Annotated in this window: 12 protein-coding genes and 1 tRNA gene; 9 read left to right on the top strand and 4 right to left on the bottom strand. The window is 72.4% G+C overall.

The window, feature by feature from the left end:
• Window positions 1-333: 333 nt before the first annotated feature.
• Window positions 334-1,857 (top strand): MFS transporter, encoded by a 1,524-nt coding sequence (locus tag ACZ6B8_RS32510; RefSeq protein WP_471086043.1) that lies wholly within the window; start codon window positions 334-336, stop codon window positions 1,855-1,857.
• A gap of 63 nt (window positions 1,858-1,920) precedes the next feature.
• Here ACZ6B8_RS32510 and ACZ6B8_RS32505 read toward each other — a convergent pair whose 3' ends face one another.
• The 3 genes from ACZ6B8_RS32505 to ACZ6B8_RS32495 all read right to left on the bottom strand — a co-directional run bounded on the left by ACZ6B8_RS32505 (window position 1,921) and on the right by ACZ6B8_RS32495 (window position 7,469).
• Complete coding sequence (locus tag ACZ6B8_RS32505) at window positions 1,921-2,823, bottom strand: cellulose-binding protein (RefSeq protein WP_471085724.1); 903 nt, start codon at window positions 2,821-2,823, stop codon at window positions 1,921-1,923.
• A 238-nt stretch (window positions 2,824-3,061) separates the two neighbouring features.
• Entirely contained in the window at window positions 3,062-6,475 is a 3,414-nt protein-coding gene (locus tag ACZ6B8_RS32500; RefSeq protein WP_471609525.1) for an SUKH-4 family immunity protein, read from the bottom strand.
• A 7-nt stretch (window positions 6,476-6,482) separates the two neighbouring features.
• The gene (locus tag ACZ6B8_RS32495) at window positions 6,483-7,469 is read right to left on the bottom strand and encodes an SMI1/KNR4 family protein (RefSeq protein ID WP_471085718.1); all 987 of its coding nucleotides are present in this window, start codon (window positions 7,467-7,469) and stop codon (window positions 6,483-6,485) included.
• Window positions 7,470-7,798: 329 nt separating this feature from the next.
• Here ACZ6B8_RS32495 and ACZ6B8_RS32490 point away from each other — a divergent pair, with 329 nt between their 5' ends.
• Window positions 7,799-8,401, top strand: coding sequence for a YwqJ-related putative deaminase (locus ACZ6B8_RS32490; RefSeq protein ID WP_471085715.1), 603 nt, complete (start codon window positions 7,799-7,801; stop codon window positions 8,399-8,401).
• Window positions 8,402-8,498: 97 nt separating this feature from the next.
• Window positions 8,499-9,032, top strand: coding sequence for an SUKH-3 domain-containing protein (locus ACZ6B8_RS32485; protein WP_471085713.1), 534 nt, complete (start codon window positions 8,499-8,501; stop codon window positions 9,030-9,032).
• Window positions 9,033-9,041: 9 nt separating this feature from the next.
• On the opposite strand, the gene ACZ6B8_RS32480 is transcribed toward ACZ6B8_RS32485, so the two are convergent.
• Window positions 9,042-10,352 carry a sensor histidine kinase gene (locus ACZ6B8_RS32480; RefSeq protein ID WP_471609524.1) on the bottom strand — a complete coding sequence of 437 codons (1,311 nt, stop codon included), beginning with the start codon at window positions 10,350-10,352 and terminating at the stop codon, window positions 9,042-9,044.
• A 167-nt stretch (window positions 10,353-10,519) separates the two neighbouring features.
• On the opposite strand from ACZ6B8_RS32480, the gene ACZ6B8_RS32475 reads away from it, so the two are divergent.
• The 6 genes from ACZ6B8_RS32475 to pth all read left to right on the top strand — a co-directional run bounded on the left by ACZ6B8_RS32475 (window position 10,520) and on the right by pth (window position 15,628).
• Entirely contained in the window at window positions 10,520-11,401 is an 882-nt protein-coding gene (locus ACZ6B8_RS32475) for a hypothetical protein (protein ID WP_471609523.1), read from the top strand.
• A gap of 13 nt (window positions 11,402-11,414) precedes the next feature.
• A tRNA-Gln gene (locus ACZ6B8_RS32470) sits at window positions 11,415-11,486 on the top strand.
• Window positions 11,487-11,611: 125 nt separating this feature from the next.
• Entirely contained in the window at window positions 11,612-13,060 is a 1,449-nt protein-coding gene (glmU, locus tag ACZ6B8_RS32465) for a bifunctional UDP-N-acetylglucosamine diphosphorylase/glucosamine-1-phosphate N-acetyltransferase GlmU (protein ID WP_471609522.1), read from the top strand.
• Window positions 13,061-13,174: 114 nt separating this feature from the next.
• Window positions 13,175-14,149, top strand: coding sequence for a ribose-phosphate diphosphokinase (locus ACZ6B8_RS32460; protein WP_125513234.1), 975 nt, complete (start codon window positions 13,175-13,177; stop codon window positions 14,147-14,149).
• A 164-nt stretch (window positions 14,150-14,313) separates the two neighbouring features.
• Window positions 14,314-14,910, top strand: a complete 597-nt coding sequence (locus ACZ6B8_RS32455; RefSeq protein ID WP_471085698.1) for a 50S ribosomal protein L25/general stress protein Ctc — start codon at window positions 14,314-14,316, stop codon at window positions 14,908-14,910.
• 115 nt (window positions 14,911-15,025) lie between these two features.
• A complete protein-coding gene (gene pth / locus ACZ6B8_RS32450) occupies window positions 15,026-15,628 on the top strand; it encodes an aminoacyl-tRNA hydrolase (protein WP_471085695.1) in 603 nt (200 codons plus the stop codon).
• The last annotated feature ends 134 nt before the right edge of the window (window positions 15,629-15,762 follow it).

The following is a 15,762-nucleotide window of genomic DNA, read 5'->3' as shown; positions in this document are numbered from 1 at the left end:
TCCGGCGCGCTGGTGCTCAGCGCACTCTTCCGGTGGGGTAAACCCCACCCCCGGTGGTGTGGTTGTCCGAGCCGGCCCCGTGCCCGGCTCGTAAAGCCAATCTAAGGACCGTCCGGGCCCGCCTCATCCTCCAGCGGGACGAACACTCCCCGGTCCGTTGTACGGAGGTACCCCTAGGGGATCTCCACCCGCCGGTGGAGATCGTCTCAGGGTCGCCTCCACCCTGCCCTCCACCCCGGACCGGGTGAGAAGGTGACCCGCAGCAACTGGTTGCAGGGGGAAGGGATTTCCGTGGGCACGCAGGACGCGACACCCGGCGCGACACCAGGGGCGATACCCGGCGCGGCGGCGGGCACCGCCCCCGGCCCGGCGCGCGGCAGGGGCCCGGTCGTCGCCGCGCTGATGCTGGCCATGGCGCTGGCCGCCGTCGACGCCACGATCGTCTCCACCGCGGTCCCGCAGATCGTGGGCGCACTCGGCGGCTTCTCGATCTTCTCCTGGCTCTTCTCCGGCTACCTCCTCGCGGCCACCGTCACGCTGCCCGTCTACGGCAAGCTCTCCGACACCTTCGGCCGCAAACCCGTCCTCATCGCGGGCTGCGTCCTGTTCCTGCTCGGCTCCGTGCTCTGCGCGCTCGCCTGGAACATGGAGTCGCTCATCGCCTTCCGCGTCGTCCAGGGCCTCGGCGGCGGCGCCGTCCAGGGCACCGTGCAGACCCTCGCCGCCGACCTCTACCCCCTCAAGGAACGCCCCAAGATCCAGGCCAAACTGTCGACGGTGTGGGCCACTTCGTCCGTCGCGGGACCGGCGCTCGGCGGTTTCATCGCCTCGTACGCGGACTGGCGCTGGATCTTCCTGATCAACCTGCCCATCGGGGTCGTCGCGCTCTGGCTCATCGTGCGCCACCTGCACGAACCCGCACGCGACGCCGTGCCGCGCGGCCGCGTCGACTGGCCCGGCGCGCTCGCCGTCTTCGCCTGCGGCGGCACGCTCCTGACCGCCCTCGTCCAGGGCGGGGTCGCCTGGGACTGGCTGTCGGCGCCCTCCCTCGGCCTCTTCGCCGCCGGGCTCGCCCTGATCGCCGTCGTCGTCCTCGTCGAACGCCGGGCCGCGGAACCGATCATCCCCGGCTGGGTCTGGCGCCGGCGCACCATCGCCGCGGTCAACCTCGCCCTCGGCGCGCTCGGCCTGCTGATGGTCGCACCCACCGTCTTCCTGCCCACGTACGCGCAGTCCGTCCTCGGACTCGCCCCCGTCGCCGCCGGGTTCGTGCTCTCCGTGATGACGCTGAGCTGGCCGGTCTCGGCCGCGCTCAGCCAGCACGTCTACCGCAGGATCGGCTTCCGCAACACCGCCGTCACCGGCATCTCGGCGGCCGCGGCACTCCTGTTCACCTTCCCCCTGCTGCCCTACCCCGGCACCGCCTGGCAGCCCGCCCTGCTCATGCTGCTGCTCGGCGCCGCCCTCGGGCTCTTCCAACTCCCGCTGATCGTCGGCGTCCAGTCCACCGTCGGCTGGGCCGAACGCGGCACCGCCACGGCCTCGGTGCTGTTCTGCCGGCAGATCGGCCAGACGCTGGGCGCCGCCCTGTTCGGGGCGGTGGCCAACGGCGTCATCAGCGCCCGGCTCGGCGGGTCCGGCTCGCTCGACTCGGTGGCCCGCGTCCTGGACGACCCCGGCGCCCTCACCGACCCCGAACCGCTGCGCCGCGCCGTCGACGCGGCCGTGGACGCGGTGTACCTGGGGGCGGGCTGCGCCGCCGTCCTGGCCCTGTGCGTCCTGCTCCTCCTGGCGCCGCGGCGCTTCCCCGTACTCCAGGAGAAACCCGCACTCCAGGAGAGCGGCGACACCGCGTAACCCACCGCGCCGTCACCGCACTTGCCGAGACCCACAACCCCAGCGGGCCCCCGCGGGCCCGTCCTACGGGGCCTCCTCCGCAGGCGCGCGACCGGTCAGCGTGGCGAGGCTGCTGCGTACGTGGTCCATGTGCGCCCGCACCTCGTCCCACCGCTCGCCGTGCTCACGCAGTATCCGCTCCGTCTCACGGACCAGCCGCTCCTCGCGCACCCCCGCCTCCGCGACCAGCTCCGCACCCCGCGCCTCCGCGTCCTCCTGCCGGTGCCGCGCCGACTCCTCCGCCTCCGCGTAGGCCCGCTCGGCCTCGGCCAGCCGCGCCTGGGCGGCCGCCATCCGCTCCGCGTCCCGCGCGTCCGACGCCGCCTCACGCTCCGCGGCCTCCCGCCCGGCCGCCTCCCACCGCTCCGCCTGCTCCTTCTCCTGCTCGCCGAGCAGGTCCTCGCACCGCTGCCGCATCTCCCGCAGCGCGCCGAGCGCCTCGCTCCGCCACGCCTTCACGTCCCGCCGCGCGCCGACCCGGATCTCGTCCGCCGTCGCCCGGTCCGCGAGCAGCCGCTGCCCGGCCCACTCCTCCGCCGCGGCCCCGACCTGCTCGGCGTGCGCCCGCGCGGCGTCCCGCGCCTCCCGCGCCCCGGCCTCGGCCGCCTCCGTCAACTCCTGCGCCTCGGCCCGCGCGGCCTCCCGCACCGCGGCGGCCTCGGTCTCGGCGAGCGCCAGGATCTGCCGGGCCCGCTCACTGAGCGTGTCGTACGTCTGGGGGGCGAGCCGCGCCACCGCGTCCCGCAGATGCTCGGCCTCCACCTCCATGTCCCTGGCCAGGACGGTCAGCCGGGCGGCCCGCTCCCACGCCCCGTCCCGCTCCTCGGAAAGCCCGGCGACGTACGCCTCCACCTGCGCCGGACGGTAACCGCGCCCCCGTCCGGTGAAGAAGCCGTGCGGCGACGACGGTGCACCGCTGCTGCTCATCCTTGGATCCCCTCTCCGACGGACCACGCGTGTACTGCACGATTGGCGCACATCTTGATGGATCAAGCGGAAGCGCTCATAACGCAACACTCCGCCCACCTCACCCGGTCAAGGATGCGCCAATTGGCGCCAGAAGTCGGAATCGGGGCGACGTGCGATGCGTCGCACGCCCCGAATGGGCGAGGCGCCTCACCCGGAACACGGATGGGGCGCCTCGGCGGGCACGCACGGCTCAGGGCTACAGCAGCCCGTCCCACATCTGCTCCAGCAGCACCGACCACCAGCTCTCCGGCGACGCCAGCGCCGCCGGGTCGAGCGCGGCCAGCTGGTTCTGGAAGTCGACCGTCCAGCGGCCCGCCTGCTCCTGATTGAGCCCGAAGCGCAGCCGCCACATCCGGCCGAGCAGCGCCATGCAGCGCGCGAACTCCGGCAGCCCCGTGTTCACGAACTGCGGCGGCACCGGAGCGCCACCGGGACCCGCCTCCACCGGCACGGCCACGATGTTCGCCGTGCCGTACTGGACGCAGAGCGCACGCCCGAAGTCGCTGCCCATCACCAGGTACGAGCCCGCGTCGGACGCCGGCTGCACCCCGCGCTCCTGCGCCAGCTCCGCCAGCGTCGGCACCGGGCGCCCCGGCTGGGCCTGCGCCCAGAAGAACGGCCCGAAGTCGACGGGCAGCCCCGCCACGACGAGCGTGTGCGCCACGATGTCCGGCACGCCCTGCCGGGACACCGCGCGCTGGTCGAACCGGAAGAGACCGGGACCGAACGCCGCGGCCAGCTCCTGCGCGACGCCCTCCGGCGGGATCGCCGGGACCGGCGGCATCGGCTGCAGCGGGGCCCGCACCGGCGCGGGCCGGGCGGGGCCGTCCGCGACCTGGTGCAGCTCGCCCTGGTGGGCGAGCAGCTGCTGCATGCCCTGCCGGCGCGAGGCGTGGTCCCTGCCGTACGGGGCGATCGAGGTGATCCGCGCCTGCGGCCAGGTCTCGCGGATCATGCGGGCGCAGTACGCGCCCGGCAGCTCGCACGACTCCAGCTCCGTGTGGAGTTCGAGGACCTGCTGCGGCGGCACGTTCATGCCGCGCAGCTCGTGCAGGATCTGCCACTCCGGGTGCGGGGTGCCGGGCGCCGAGCGACGGATCAGCTGCTGCTCGGACCCGTCGGCCGCGCGGTAGCGCAGCACGGCCTGGTAGCCGGGGCCGACGGTGGGCTGCCCGGCGGGCGGCTGCGGACCGCCGAACGGCTGCGCGCCGGGAGCGCCGGGTACGCCGGGTACGGGCTGCTGCATCCCCGCGGGCGGCGGGGGCATGCCGGGTCCGCCCGGACCACCGACCGCGGGTCCGGCCAGCATGGTCGCGGCGTGGTGGACGTCGCCGCCGGGGGGCGGCGGGGTGCCGGGGCCGGCGGGGGCACCGGGCGGGCCGGGCGGCTGGGGTGCGCCGGGGGCAGCGGGAGCACCGGGAGCACCCGGCGGCTTCAGACCGCCGGGGCCGCCCATGCTCGGGTCGGCCAGCATCGTCGCGGCATGGTGCACACCGCCCGGAGGCGTACCGGGAGCGCCGGGCGGGCCGGGGGGCTGGGGTGCGCCAGGGGCACCCGGAGCACCGGGGGCACCGGGGGCACCGGGGGCACCCGGAGCACCGGGGGCCCCCGGCGGCTTCAGGCCACCGGGACCGCCCATGCTGGGGTCGGCCAGCATCGTCGCGGCATGGTGCACACCGCCCGGAGGCGTACCGGGGGCGTCCGGAGCGGGCGGGGCCGCCGGCGGCTGTCCGTCCGGGCCGAGGGAGGAGACGAGCTGCGTCGGCACGTAACCCCCGGCCGGGGCGCCGGGGGCACCGGGAGCGGAGGGCGGCGGCGTCACCCCGGCGGGCGCACCGGGCACACCGGGCGGTCCGGGAGGCGGCGGCGTACCGGCCCCGCTCGCACGCGGCCCACGGGGCGGGGCCTCCGCCTTGCTGGTGGCGGCATCAGCGATGTCCCCGGCACCCGCGGGCGGGGGCATCGGCGAACCGGCGGGCGGCTGCGGAGAGTTGGCGGGCGGACCGGCGGGAGCGCCAGGACCCTGCGGGTAGCCGTACGCGTTCGAGCCCCCGGCACCCGCGGGCGGCGGCAGGGGCGAACCGGCAGGCGGCTGCGGTGAGTTGCCGGGCGGAGGCGGCGTCGAACCAGCGGGCGCGCCGGGACCCTGCGGATAACCGTACGCATGCGGATCCCCGGCACCAGCGGGTGGCGGGAACGGCGAACCACCGGGCGGCTGAGGAGAGTTGGCAGGCGGACCAGCAGGAACACCGGGCCCCTGCGGGAAGCCGCCACCCGGAGGCGGCGTCGAACCAGCAGGCGCGCCGGAACCCTGCGGGTAGCCGTACGCGTTCGGGCCCACGGCACCCGAGGGCGGAGGCATCGGCGAACCACCGGGCGGCTGCGGGGAGTTGGCGGGCGGACCGGCGGGAGCGCCAGGACCCTGTGGGTACCCGTACGCGTTCGGACCCCCCGCACCCGGCGGCGGCGTCGAACCGGCGGGAGCGCCCGGCCCCTGGGGGTAGCCGTACGTGTGCGGCCCCCCGGCACCCGGAGGCGGCGGCAGCGGTGAACCCGTGGGCGGCTGCGGCGCGTTCGGCGGCGGGCCTGCGGGCACTCCGGGCGCACCCGGAGTCGCGGGGCCGGCCTGCTCGCCCGCCGACGGCGCACCCGTACCCGACGCCGGGTCGCCCAGGGCCGGCGCGAGCGCCGTCCGCGGAAGTTGGCTCCCCCCGTGCATCAGCGCCGTCTTGGCGTCCGGCGCCACACCCGGAGGCGGGGTGTCGTTCTCGTCCAGGCCCGTCAGCGGCGGCGCGAACACCGTCGCGGGCAGCGGCACCGAGTGGTCCTCGCCCCCGTCGGCGTTGGTGTCCGTACCCGCCCACGGCGTCGCCCCTGCGGGCGCACCCGGCGACGTCGACGGCACGCCGTCGTCCTCACGGTCGGGCTCGTCGTCGGACCCACCGGCCACCGGCCACGGCGTACCGCCGCCGGGAGCGGCAGCCACACCGGGCGAAACAGAAGGAGAAGCAGAAGCGTGGGCCGGGTCCGGGGCGTCGTCACCCACCGGACCGTCACCCACCGGACCGTCGGCCGACGCGGCAGCCGCAGCCCCGACACCGGCCCCCGCCCCAGAGTCCGGCTCGGACCCGGACCCGGACCCGGACCCGGACTCGGATTCAGCCTCGGCCGAACCAGCCCCAGCCTCCGCCCCCGACCCCGACCCCGACTCCGACTCCGACCGCCGGTCCGGGATGCCCAGCTTGTCCGCCGCCTCCTGGAGCCACTCCGGAGGAGTCAACAGGAACGACGTCTGATTGAGGTCGACCCGCTCCGGCGGGGCCGGCACCGCGTCCTCCGGCGCCGCGTCCGGCACCCCGTACTCCTCCTCGTACCGACGGATCACCTCACCCACCGGCAGCCCCGGCCACAGCGTCGCCTCACCGCCGTCCCGCGCGATGACCAGCCGCTGCGCGCCGCCGTCGGACACCGGACCGTTCTCCCGGTCCTCCGCCCACACCACGAAACCCAGGTCGAACTCCCGGACCCGCACCTCACGGTGCTGATAGCCGGGCACATCGCCGTTGACCCACTCCTCGGCGCGGTCCTGCGCCTGCGCGAACGTCACCATCGCCACATCACTCCCCACCCGAGGACACGGGGACGGCGTGCGCGAAGCCACCGTCCACCATCAGGTTCGCCACCGTCTCCAGCTCCGGCGGATTGCCCGCCAGCCGGGACAGGAACGCGTCGAAGTCGTCACCGCACGGCAGCAGCAGCCGCCGCACCCGCTCCGCCGGCGGCCACGCGTCCTGGTCGCGCACGTCGTCGTACGCGCAGAACCAGACCGACCCGATCCGGTCACCCTTGACCTTCACCGCCAGCAGACCGCCCTGCACGAAACCGACACCCAGATAGTCCTTGGTGAGGTGATCGCGCAGGCACTTGTTGACGTACACCAGATCGTTCACCGCGGCCTCGTCCCGCACCGTGAAGAACGGCTGGTCCACCAGCAGGCCCAACTCCGCGTCCAGCGCGGCACCGACCGGCGCGCAGCCGCCCGCCGCCTTCAGGAAGGAGCGGTAGGCACCCGGCAGCCGGTACCCCAGATCCTCCTCCACCCCCTGCACCTGCTGCTCCGTCACCGCGACCGTCGCCCTCGGCAGACCGAAGTGCGCCGGACGGGTCTCCTGCAGCGGGCGCGTCCCGCGCTTGTCCTGGTCCACCGACGTCGTCGCGATCCCGCCGTGATGCCGCAGCAGCGCCTTCACCTCGACCGGGACCAGCTCGAGCCGGCGACTGCCCGGCACGTGGTGCCACGTCCAGCCGTGCGGCGTCGCCACCGCCGGGATCGTCTCCCACAGCTCGTGACCCGCCGCCGCCGACGCCGCGTTCGCCGACACGTAGTCCGTCAGCCGCAGTTCGTCGACGCCGAAACCCTCCGGCGGCTCCGCGATCTCGGCCGCCGCACGCGCATAGGCGGAGAAGTCCGGATAACCGCGCTCATCCACCCGTACCCCTCTGGGATGGCGCGCGGCACGGACCGGATCCGGGAAGTGCACGACCTGCCCGGCGTACGCCGCGTTCGGCGGCGCGGACTGCTGCCCCAGCCGACCTGTCGTCATGGCGGTTGCCCCCTGCGGCACTGTGGAAGGTTCTGGTTCTGTCGTGTGCACCGAGCCGCGGAACCGGCCCACTCCTGCGCATCTGGTTCCACATCTCGTACTGCGATGCCGACACAGCCTATGCGTAAGGACGACACCGGTCACCGGGCCTCCGGTTCCATGACCACCAGCCACCGGACCGTCACCCTGCGACGAAACCGACGGAAAGCCAGGCGTGTCGCAGTGCCCCAGCTTCCGCACCACCCGCCCCATTTGGCAGGCTGTCCTCCGCGACGCGGGGGCGTGGCACACGCGGTGACGACCGCGAGCAGGGGGAGGGAAGAGCACCAATGCACACAGCACACAGCGGCCTGCCCGGCCACGCGCCGACCACCACGGCACCCGGCGCCACCGAGGACACCGAGGCCACCCGGGACCCGGGCCGCGGCCCGGCCACCATCCCCACCCCGAACACCGGGGACCCACGCGTCGGCTGGAGCACCACCGCCGCCCACGCGCCCATCCTCCGCCAGCGCCGCGACGGCATCCTGCCCACCGTCGCCGCCGCCCTCTCCGTACGCGGCCAGACCACCCTCACCTGCACCGCGGGCCGTGGCGAGGAACCCCCCACGCTCCACCCGCTCGTCCAGGACTTCCTCGACACCCTCACCAGCGGCCAGCGCGAACGCTTCACCGGCCGCTGCGCCGAGGCCATCCTCATCTCCCGCCACCTCACCGCGGCCGACGCGGGCCGCTCCAAGCGCGCCGCACGCAGGCCCATGACCAACGGCGAGGCCCGCAAAGCGCTCAAACACGCCAAACTCACCACCCGCCGCATCCGCGAGGACGGCGACCCCCTGCACGGCGGCTTCGCCCAGCCCTGCCGCTCCTGCACCGCCCTCACGGCCCACTTCGGCGTCCGCGTCGTCGACCCCACCACCACCGAAGCCTGACCGGCCACCGGCCACCGGCCACCGACCACCGGCCGCCGGTCCCGTAGTCACCGCGGACCCCCACGACCGTCCGAACGACCGAACAAGGGCCACCCCCATGCACCCCGAACACCCCGCCACCACCGCCGCACCGGCCACCGGCACCAGCACCCGCTTCCCCGTCCCCGTCGACGCCGCCCTGCGCGCCGCCGGCTGGCGCCCCGGCCACTGGGACATAAAGCAGGCAGAGATCTGGGCCGACGCCCTGCGCCGCCACACCTCCCCCGCGGGCCACCGGCACACCGTCTTCCCCGCCGCCGTCGAAGCCTGGGCCGAGTTCGGCGGCCTGCACATCACCCCCCAAGGCCCCGGCCGCCAGATCGCCCCCGCCACCATCCACCTCGACCCCATGTACGGACTCCACCTCGCCCGCACCCTCGGCGACCTCGGCCGCGCCCTCGACACCGAGGTCTGCCCCATCGGCGAGGAACCCGAGAACCAGGCACTCCTCGCCATCGACACCCAAGGCCGCGTCTACAGCCTCGACCACAGCGGCGACTACTTCCTCGGCGCCCACATCGACCAGGCCCTCGCCACCCTCGTCACCGGCGCCCAGCCCACCCGGCTCTCCGCCGGCACCAAACCCGCGTAACGCCCCCCGCTACGCCGCCGCCGGCAACACCGCCGACACCCGGAAACCCCCACCGTCCGTCGGCCCCGACACGAACACCCCACCGAGCCCCGCGACCCGCTCCTTCATCCCCACCAGACCATTGCCACCACTCGGCAACCGCGCATCCTGCGAACCACCCGCCTCCGGCGGCGGCTCGTTCTCCACCTGCATCGCGATCTCCGCACCCCGATACGCCAACCGCACATACGTCTTCGCGCCCGCCGCGTGCTTGTGCACGTTCGTCAACGCCTCCTGCACCACCCGATAAGCGGTCTGCTCCACATCCGCCGAACAGTCCCGCGGCTCCCCCTGCACCGACAGATCCACCGCCATACCCGCCGCACGGGACTGCCCCACCAACTCCTCCAACTCCGCCAGACACGGCCCGTCCTCATCCACCGCACGCGACGCCGCCGCGGCAGCAGCCACCCCCACCGCCGCCAAAGGCAACGGCTCAGCAGACTTCGCCCCCCGCGAACCGTCCCCCGTCCGCAACACCCCGAGCATCTCCCGCAACTCCGTCAACGCCTGCCGCCCCATGTCCCCCACCAGCGCCGCGTTGCGCACCGCCTTCTCCGGATCCTTCCGCGCCACCGCCTGCAACGCCGCCGCGTGCACCACCATCAGACTCACCCGGTGCGCCACCACGTCGTGCATCTCCCGCGCGATCCGCGTGCGCTCCTCGTTCCGCGCCCACTCCGCCCGCTCCTCCGCACGCTCCGCCAGCAACTGAAGCTCCCGCTCCAAGCTGTCCGCCCGCTCCCGCATCCCCTCCACGAGCCGGCGCCGCGCGCCCACGTACAACCCCAGCAGCACCGGCGGCGCCGTCACCCCGATCGCGGCGGTCACCGCGAAGAACGGGATGAACTCACTGGCGATCGACGGACTGCCCTCCGCCATGTCCTGATTGGCCCGCACCATCGCGACGATCAGCGTCCCCGCCATCGACATGCCGGCCAGCGCGCCGGTGATGCGCCGCGGCAGCTCCGAGGCGGCCAGCGTGTAGAGACCGACGACGGTCAGCAGGACGCCCATCTGCGCCGGCGTGATCGCGATCGATATCAGTACCACGGCGACCGGCCAGCGCCGCCGGATCAGCAGGGCGGCGCCCGCGAGCACGCCGAAGACGACGCCCACCGGGGCGGGCAGCCCCGAGTCCCGCGCGAAGGTCACACCCTCCACCCCGCACTCCGCCGCGGACACCGCGGCGAGCCCCACGTCCAGCGCGGCCCCGCGCCACCTCTCCCACCACCACGGCCCGGTCATGGCCGTGGTGCGGTCGTCCCCCGTCAAGGTCATGCCTTCCAGCGTACGGGCGTTCCGCCCCGGTTTTCCGGCGAGTTTCCGGCTCGGTGATCCAGCACACGCCGTGTTCGACCGGAAGCGAAACCTGCCGGTATCCCTCGAACTGTTGAACCCTTCCCGCTTTCCCGCCGGACGTCCGCATTCCGGACGACGGTCGACCCATGACGGAGATCACGCCCGGCAGGGGCGCATCCAGGGGAAAGTACGAGGACTTCGAGGGGCTGCGGGAGAGGGCGGTGGCGTTACGGCGCGAGGGACTGAGCCGCCGCCAGATCCGGGACCGCATCCACGTCGACAACAACGACATCCTGAACCGCCTGCTGGAAGGCGAGCCGCCGCCGGAGTGGACGAAGCGGCCGAACGCCAAGGACGACCTCCGCGAGCAGGCCAGAGAGCTGCGCCTCAAGGGGCTCACGTACGACCAGATCCAGCTGGAGCTGGGGTGCTCCAAGAGTTCGATCTCGCTGTGGGTACGGGATCTGCCGAAGCCGGAGCGGCGCAACCCGCACGAGCAGGCGAAGCTGGCGGCACGGAAACGGTGGGAGCACGAGCTGGCGGTGCGGGATGAGATGCGGCAGCGCGTGAAAGAGGCCGCCAGGCGGGAGATCGCGCACATGTCGGACCGTGAGCTCATGATGGCCGGGGTGGCCCTCTATTGGGCAGAAGGCACGAAGGACAAGGAATACGCCCGCCGCGAGACGGTCACCTTCGTGAACAGCGACCCTGGCGTCATCCGTCTCTACCTGGCCTGGCTGAGCTTGCTCGGGGTCGCGCCTGAGCGGCTGCGGTACCGAGTCATGATTCACATGACGGCGGACACCGAAAGCGCCGAACGCTTCTGGGCCGACGTCGTCGGCGTCGACGCAGCGGCATTCCAGAAGACGACCGTCAAGAAGCACAACCCCAAAACGCTCCGCAAGAACGTGGGCGAGAACTACCGCGGCTGCCTGGTCATCCGCGTCGCGCAAGGAGCCGACTTGTACCGTCGCATCGAAGGCTGGTGGTCTGGCATGGTGGTGGAGGCCGAGCGGCGGACCGCGTAGGCTACCCCCGCCATCCCCTGTGGTGTAATTGGCAACACCCGGCACTTTGACTGCCGTATTCCAGGTTCGAGCCCTGGCGGGGGAGCCTAAGTTCGGGTCCTGACCGCACGGTCAGGACCCGCCCTCATTTCCACCCCCCAACGCCCCGGTATCCTGCGGATGTCCACCCCACCAGGCACCCCACGCCATCCGAAGCCGAAGGGCACCCCCGTGAGCGCAACCTGCCCGGCAGCCGTCGTCGTCCTCGCAGCGGGTGAGGGCACCCGTATGAAGTCGGACCTCCCCAAGGTCCTGCACGAGATCTGTGGCCGTTCCCTCATCGGGCACGTCCTGCACGCCGCATCCGCGCTCTCGCCCGAGCAGCTCGTGACCGTCGTCGGTTTCCAGAGCGAGCAGGTGCGCGAGCACCTGGGGACCATCGCGCCGCAGGTGCGCACCGCCTACCAGGCCGAGCAGAACGGCACGGGGCACGCCGTACGGATCGGCCTCGAGGAGCTGGGCGGTGCCGTCGACGGCACCGTGATCGTCGTCTGCGGCGACACCCCGCTGCTGACCGGTGAGACGCTGCGGCAGCTCGCCGGGACCCACGACGGCGACGGGAACGCCGTGACCGTGCTGACCGCCGAGGTGCCGGACGCGACCGGTTACGGCCGGATCGTGCGGGACGGGGCGAACGGCTCGGTGACGGCGATCGTCGAGCACAAGGACGCCACCGAGTCGCAGCGCGCGATCCGTGAGATCAACTCCGGTGTGTTCGCGTTCGACGGGCGGCTGCTGGCCGAGGCGCTCGGCAAGGTGCGTACGGACAACAGTCAGGGCGAGGAGTACCTGACGGACGTCCTGGGGATCCTGCGGGAGGCCGGGCACCGGGTCGGTGCCGCCGTCGCCGGGGACCACGAGGAGATCGCGGGCATCAACAACCGTGTGCAACTGGCCGCCGCGCGGCGCACGTTGAACGACCGGCTGCTGACGGAGGCGATGCTGGCGGGCGTGACCGTGGTGGACCCGGCGTCCACGTGGGTCGACGCGGGCGTCACCTTCGAGCGGGACGCGGTGGTGCATCCGGGCACGCAGCTGCACGGGGCGACGCACGTGGGCAAGGGCGCCGAGGTGGGCCCGAACACGCGGCTGACGGACACCCGGGTCGGTGCGGGGGCGCGGGTGGACAATTCCGTCGCGTACAGCGCGGAGGTCGGGGAGCAGGCGAGTGTCGGCCCGTTCGCGTATCTGCGGCCGGGTACCCGGCTTGGGGTGCGCTCCAAGGCGGGTACGTATGTGGAGATGAAGAACGCGTCGATCGGTGACGGTTCGAAGGTGCCGCATCTGTCGTACGTGGGGGACGCGACGATCGGTGAGTTCTCCAACATCGGCGCGGCGAGCGTGTTCGTGAACTACGACGGTGAGGCGAAGCACCACACGACGGTGGGGTCCCACTGTCGTACGGGTTCGGACAACATGTTTGTGGCTCCTGTCACGGTCGGGGACGGTGCTTACACCGCTGCCGGGTCCGTGATCACGAAGGATGTGCCGGCGGGTTCGCTGGCCGTGGCGCGGGGCCAGCAGCGGAATATCGAGGGCTGGGTGGCCCGTAAGCGTCCGGGGAGCGCGGCCGCGAAGGCGGCGGAGGCGGCGTCCCGGGAGCCGGCCGGCGAAAGCTGACCGGAAACAGGTGCGCCTGACACGGCGTACCGTGATAGGTGCACATTCGGCCGACTCGACGCACCGGGACGCGTGAGTACGGCAGCGGGAAGAACTCTCTGAGGAGACAGTGCTGTGACCGGGATCAAGACGACCGGCGAGAAGAAGTTGATGCTCTTCTCCGGCCGCGCCCACCCCGAGTTGGCCGAGGAGGTCGCACACAAGCTGGGTGTCGGCATCGTGCCGACGAAGGCCTTCGATTTCGCCAATGGTGAGATCTATGTCCGCTATCAGGAGTCGGCGCGCGGCGCCGACTGCTTCCTGATCCAGAGCCACACCGCTCCGATCAACAAGTGGATCATGGAGCAGTTGATCATGATCGACGCGCTGAAGCGCGCGTCGGCCCGCTCCATCACCGTCATCGTGCCGTTCTACGGTTACGCGCGGCAGGACAAGAAGCACCGTGGGCGTGAACCGATCTCGGCGCGTCTGATCGCGGATCTGATGAAGACGGCGGGCGCGGACCGCATCCTCACCGTCGATCTGCACACGGACCAGATCCAGGGCTTCTTCGACGGTCCGGTGGACCACCTGTTCGCGCTGCCGATCCTGGCGGACTACGTGGGTGCGAAGGTGGACCGTTCGAAGCTGACGGTCGTCTCTCCGGACGCCGGCCGGGTGCGGGTGGCGGACCGCTGGTGCGACCGTCTGGGCGCGCCGCTGGCAATCGTGCACAAGCGTCGTGACAAGGACGTCGCGAACCAGGTGACCGTCCACGAGGTCGTGGGTGAGGTCAAGGGCCGCGTCTGTGTCCTGGTGGACGACATGATCGACACGGGTGGCACGATCTGCGCGGCGGCGGACGCGCTGTTCGCGCACGGTGCGGAGGACGTCATCGTGACGGCGACGCACGGTGTGCTGTCGGGTCCGGCGGCGGACCGGCTGAAGAACTCGAAGGTGAGCGAGTTCGTGTTCACGGACACGCTGCCGACGCCGGGTGAGCTGGAGCTCGACAAGATCACGGTGCTGTCGATCGCTCCGACGATCGCGAACGCGGTGCGTGAGGTCTTCGAGGACGGTTCGGTGACGAGCCTCTTCGAGGAGCAGTAAAGATCCTTTTGGGTGTGGCCTCCCGGCCGAGTAGACTTCAGAAGTTGCTCGGCGAGGGAGGCCGCACTTTTTTGTGTGGCTGTCCGTTATCGACGCGCTCTTCGTAGCAGGCCAGTCGTATGGCCGGGTAACCCCATCCGACACCTGTAGTACGAGGAGTGCACATGGCTGAGGTCAAGCTCAAGGCTGAGACCCGCACCGAGTTCGGCAAGGGCGCCGCCCGCCGCATCCGTCGCGAGGACAAGGTTCCCGGCGTTCTCTACGGTCACGGCGCCGAGCCGGTCCACCTGGCGCTGCCGGGTCACGACCTGCTGATGGCGCTGCGTACGCCGAACGTCCTGATCTCCCTGGACGTGGACGGCAAGACCCAGCTGGCCATCCCGAAGGCCGTGCAGCGTGACGCGCTCCGTCAGGGCATCCTGAAGCACGTCGACCTGCTGCTGGTCCGCAGCGGCGAGAAGGTCACGGTCGAGATCCCCGTGCACACCGAGGGCGAGCTGGCCCCGGGCAGCAACCTGCTGGAGCACGTGCTGAACACGCTGCCGGTCGAGGCCGAGGCCACCCACATCCCGACCGAGGTCACGGTCTCCGTGGCGGGTCTGGACGCCGGTGCGTCGATCCTCGCCAAGGACATCCCGCTGCCGTCCGGCTCCACGCTGGCCATCGACGAGGACGCGGTCGTCATCCAGGTCCTGGCCGCGCAGGCCGAGGAGGCCCCGGCCGAGGGTGCCGCCGAGGGTGACGAGGCCGCCGAGGCCTGAGCCTCGCGTCGGATCTGAACGGATCTGAACGGATCTGAACGGTCGGCAGCCGCCGCTCCCCGTCGGGGGGCGGCGGCTGCCGCGTATGGACGGGACGCGCGCGTATGAAGGAGACATGGACGTGACGACGGATGCCAGCGCTCCCTGGCTGATCGCGGGGCTGGGCAATCCGGGTCCCGAGTACGCGATGAACCGGCACAACGTGGGGTTCATGGTGGCGGATCTGCTGGCCCGGCGGATGGGCGGCAAGTTCAAGCGGGCGGGGAAGGCGCAGGCGCAGGTGGTCGAGGGGCGGATCGGTGCGCCCGGTCCGGCGGGCCGCCGGGTGATCCTGGTCAAGCCCATGTCGTACATGAACGTCTCGGGCGGTCCGGTGACGGCGCTGCGTGACTTCTACAAGGTGCCGACGGAGCACGTGGTGGCGGTCCATGACGAGCTGGACATCGACTACGGCGCGCTGCGGCTGAAGCTGGGCGGTGGCGACAACGGCCACAACGGGCTGAAGTCGATGACGAAGGCGATGGGTGCGGACTACCACCGGGTGCGGTTCGGGATCGGGCGTCCGCCGGGGCGGATGCAGGTGGCGGACTTCGTCCTGAAGGACTTCTCGTCGGCGGAGCGCAAAGAACTGGACTACTTCGTGGACCGCGCGTCGGACGCGGTGGAGGCCCTGATCATCGAGGGCTTGGAGCGGGCGCAGAGCACGTACAACTCCTGAGTGCGGTCGGATTGCGTCGCGGGGCGCGCCGGTCAGGGGCGCGGGGAACTGCGCGACAAGCCACGACGGACCTGCGGGCACCATGCGGCAGGGCCCCGCGTCGCCGAAGCGATGCGGGGCCCTGTCGCATGAGC

This window comes from Streptomyces sp. NPDC041122 (genome assembly GCF_055592445.1).
The sequence above is the reverse complement of the archived record's forward strand: the minus strand, read 5'-3'. Positions and strand labels throughout refer to the sequence as shown.

Excerpts from the sequence above, each read along its gene's own strand:
- ACZ6B8_RS32505 (WP_471085724.1), bottom strand. The coding sequence starts at position 2,823 with ATGAGCAGCAGCGGTGCACCGTCGTCGCCGCACGGCTTCTTCACCGGA.
- ACZ6B8_RS32500 (WP_471609525.1), bottom strand. The coding sequence starts at position 6,475 with ATGGTGACGTTCGCGCAGGCGCAGGACCGCGCCGAGGAGTGGGTCAAC.
- ACZ6B8_RS32495 (WP_471085718.1), bottom strand. The coding sequence starts at position 7,469 with ATGACGACAGGTCGGCTGGGGCAGCAGTCCGCGCCGCCGAACGCGGCG.
- ACZ6B8_RS32490 (WP_471085715.1), top strand. The coding sequence starts at position 7,799 with ATGCACACAGCACACAGCGGCCTGCCCGGCCACGCGCCGACCACCACG.
- ACZ6B8_RS32485 (WP_471085713.1), top strand. The coding sequence starts at position 8,499 with ATGCACCCCGAACACCCCGCCACCACCGCCGCACCGGCCACCGGCACC.
- ACZ6B8_RS32480 (WP_471609524.1), bottom strand. The coding sequence starts at position 10,352 with ATGACCTTGACGGGGGACGACCGCACCACGGCCATGACCGGGCCGTGG.
- ACZ6B8_RS32475 (WP_471609523.1), top strand. The coding sequence starts at position 10,520 with ATGACGGAGATCACGCCCGGCAGGGGCGCATCCAGGGGAAAGTACGAG.
- ACZ6B8_RS32455 (WP_471085698.1), top strand. The coding sequence starts at position 14,314 with ATGGCTGAGGTCAAGCTCAAGGCTGAGACCCGCACCGAGTTCGGCAAG.
- pth (WP_471085695.1), top strand. The coding sequence starts at position 15,026 with ATGGACGTGACGACGGATGCCAGCGCTCCCTGGCTGATCGCGGGGCTG.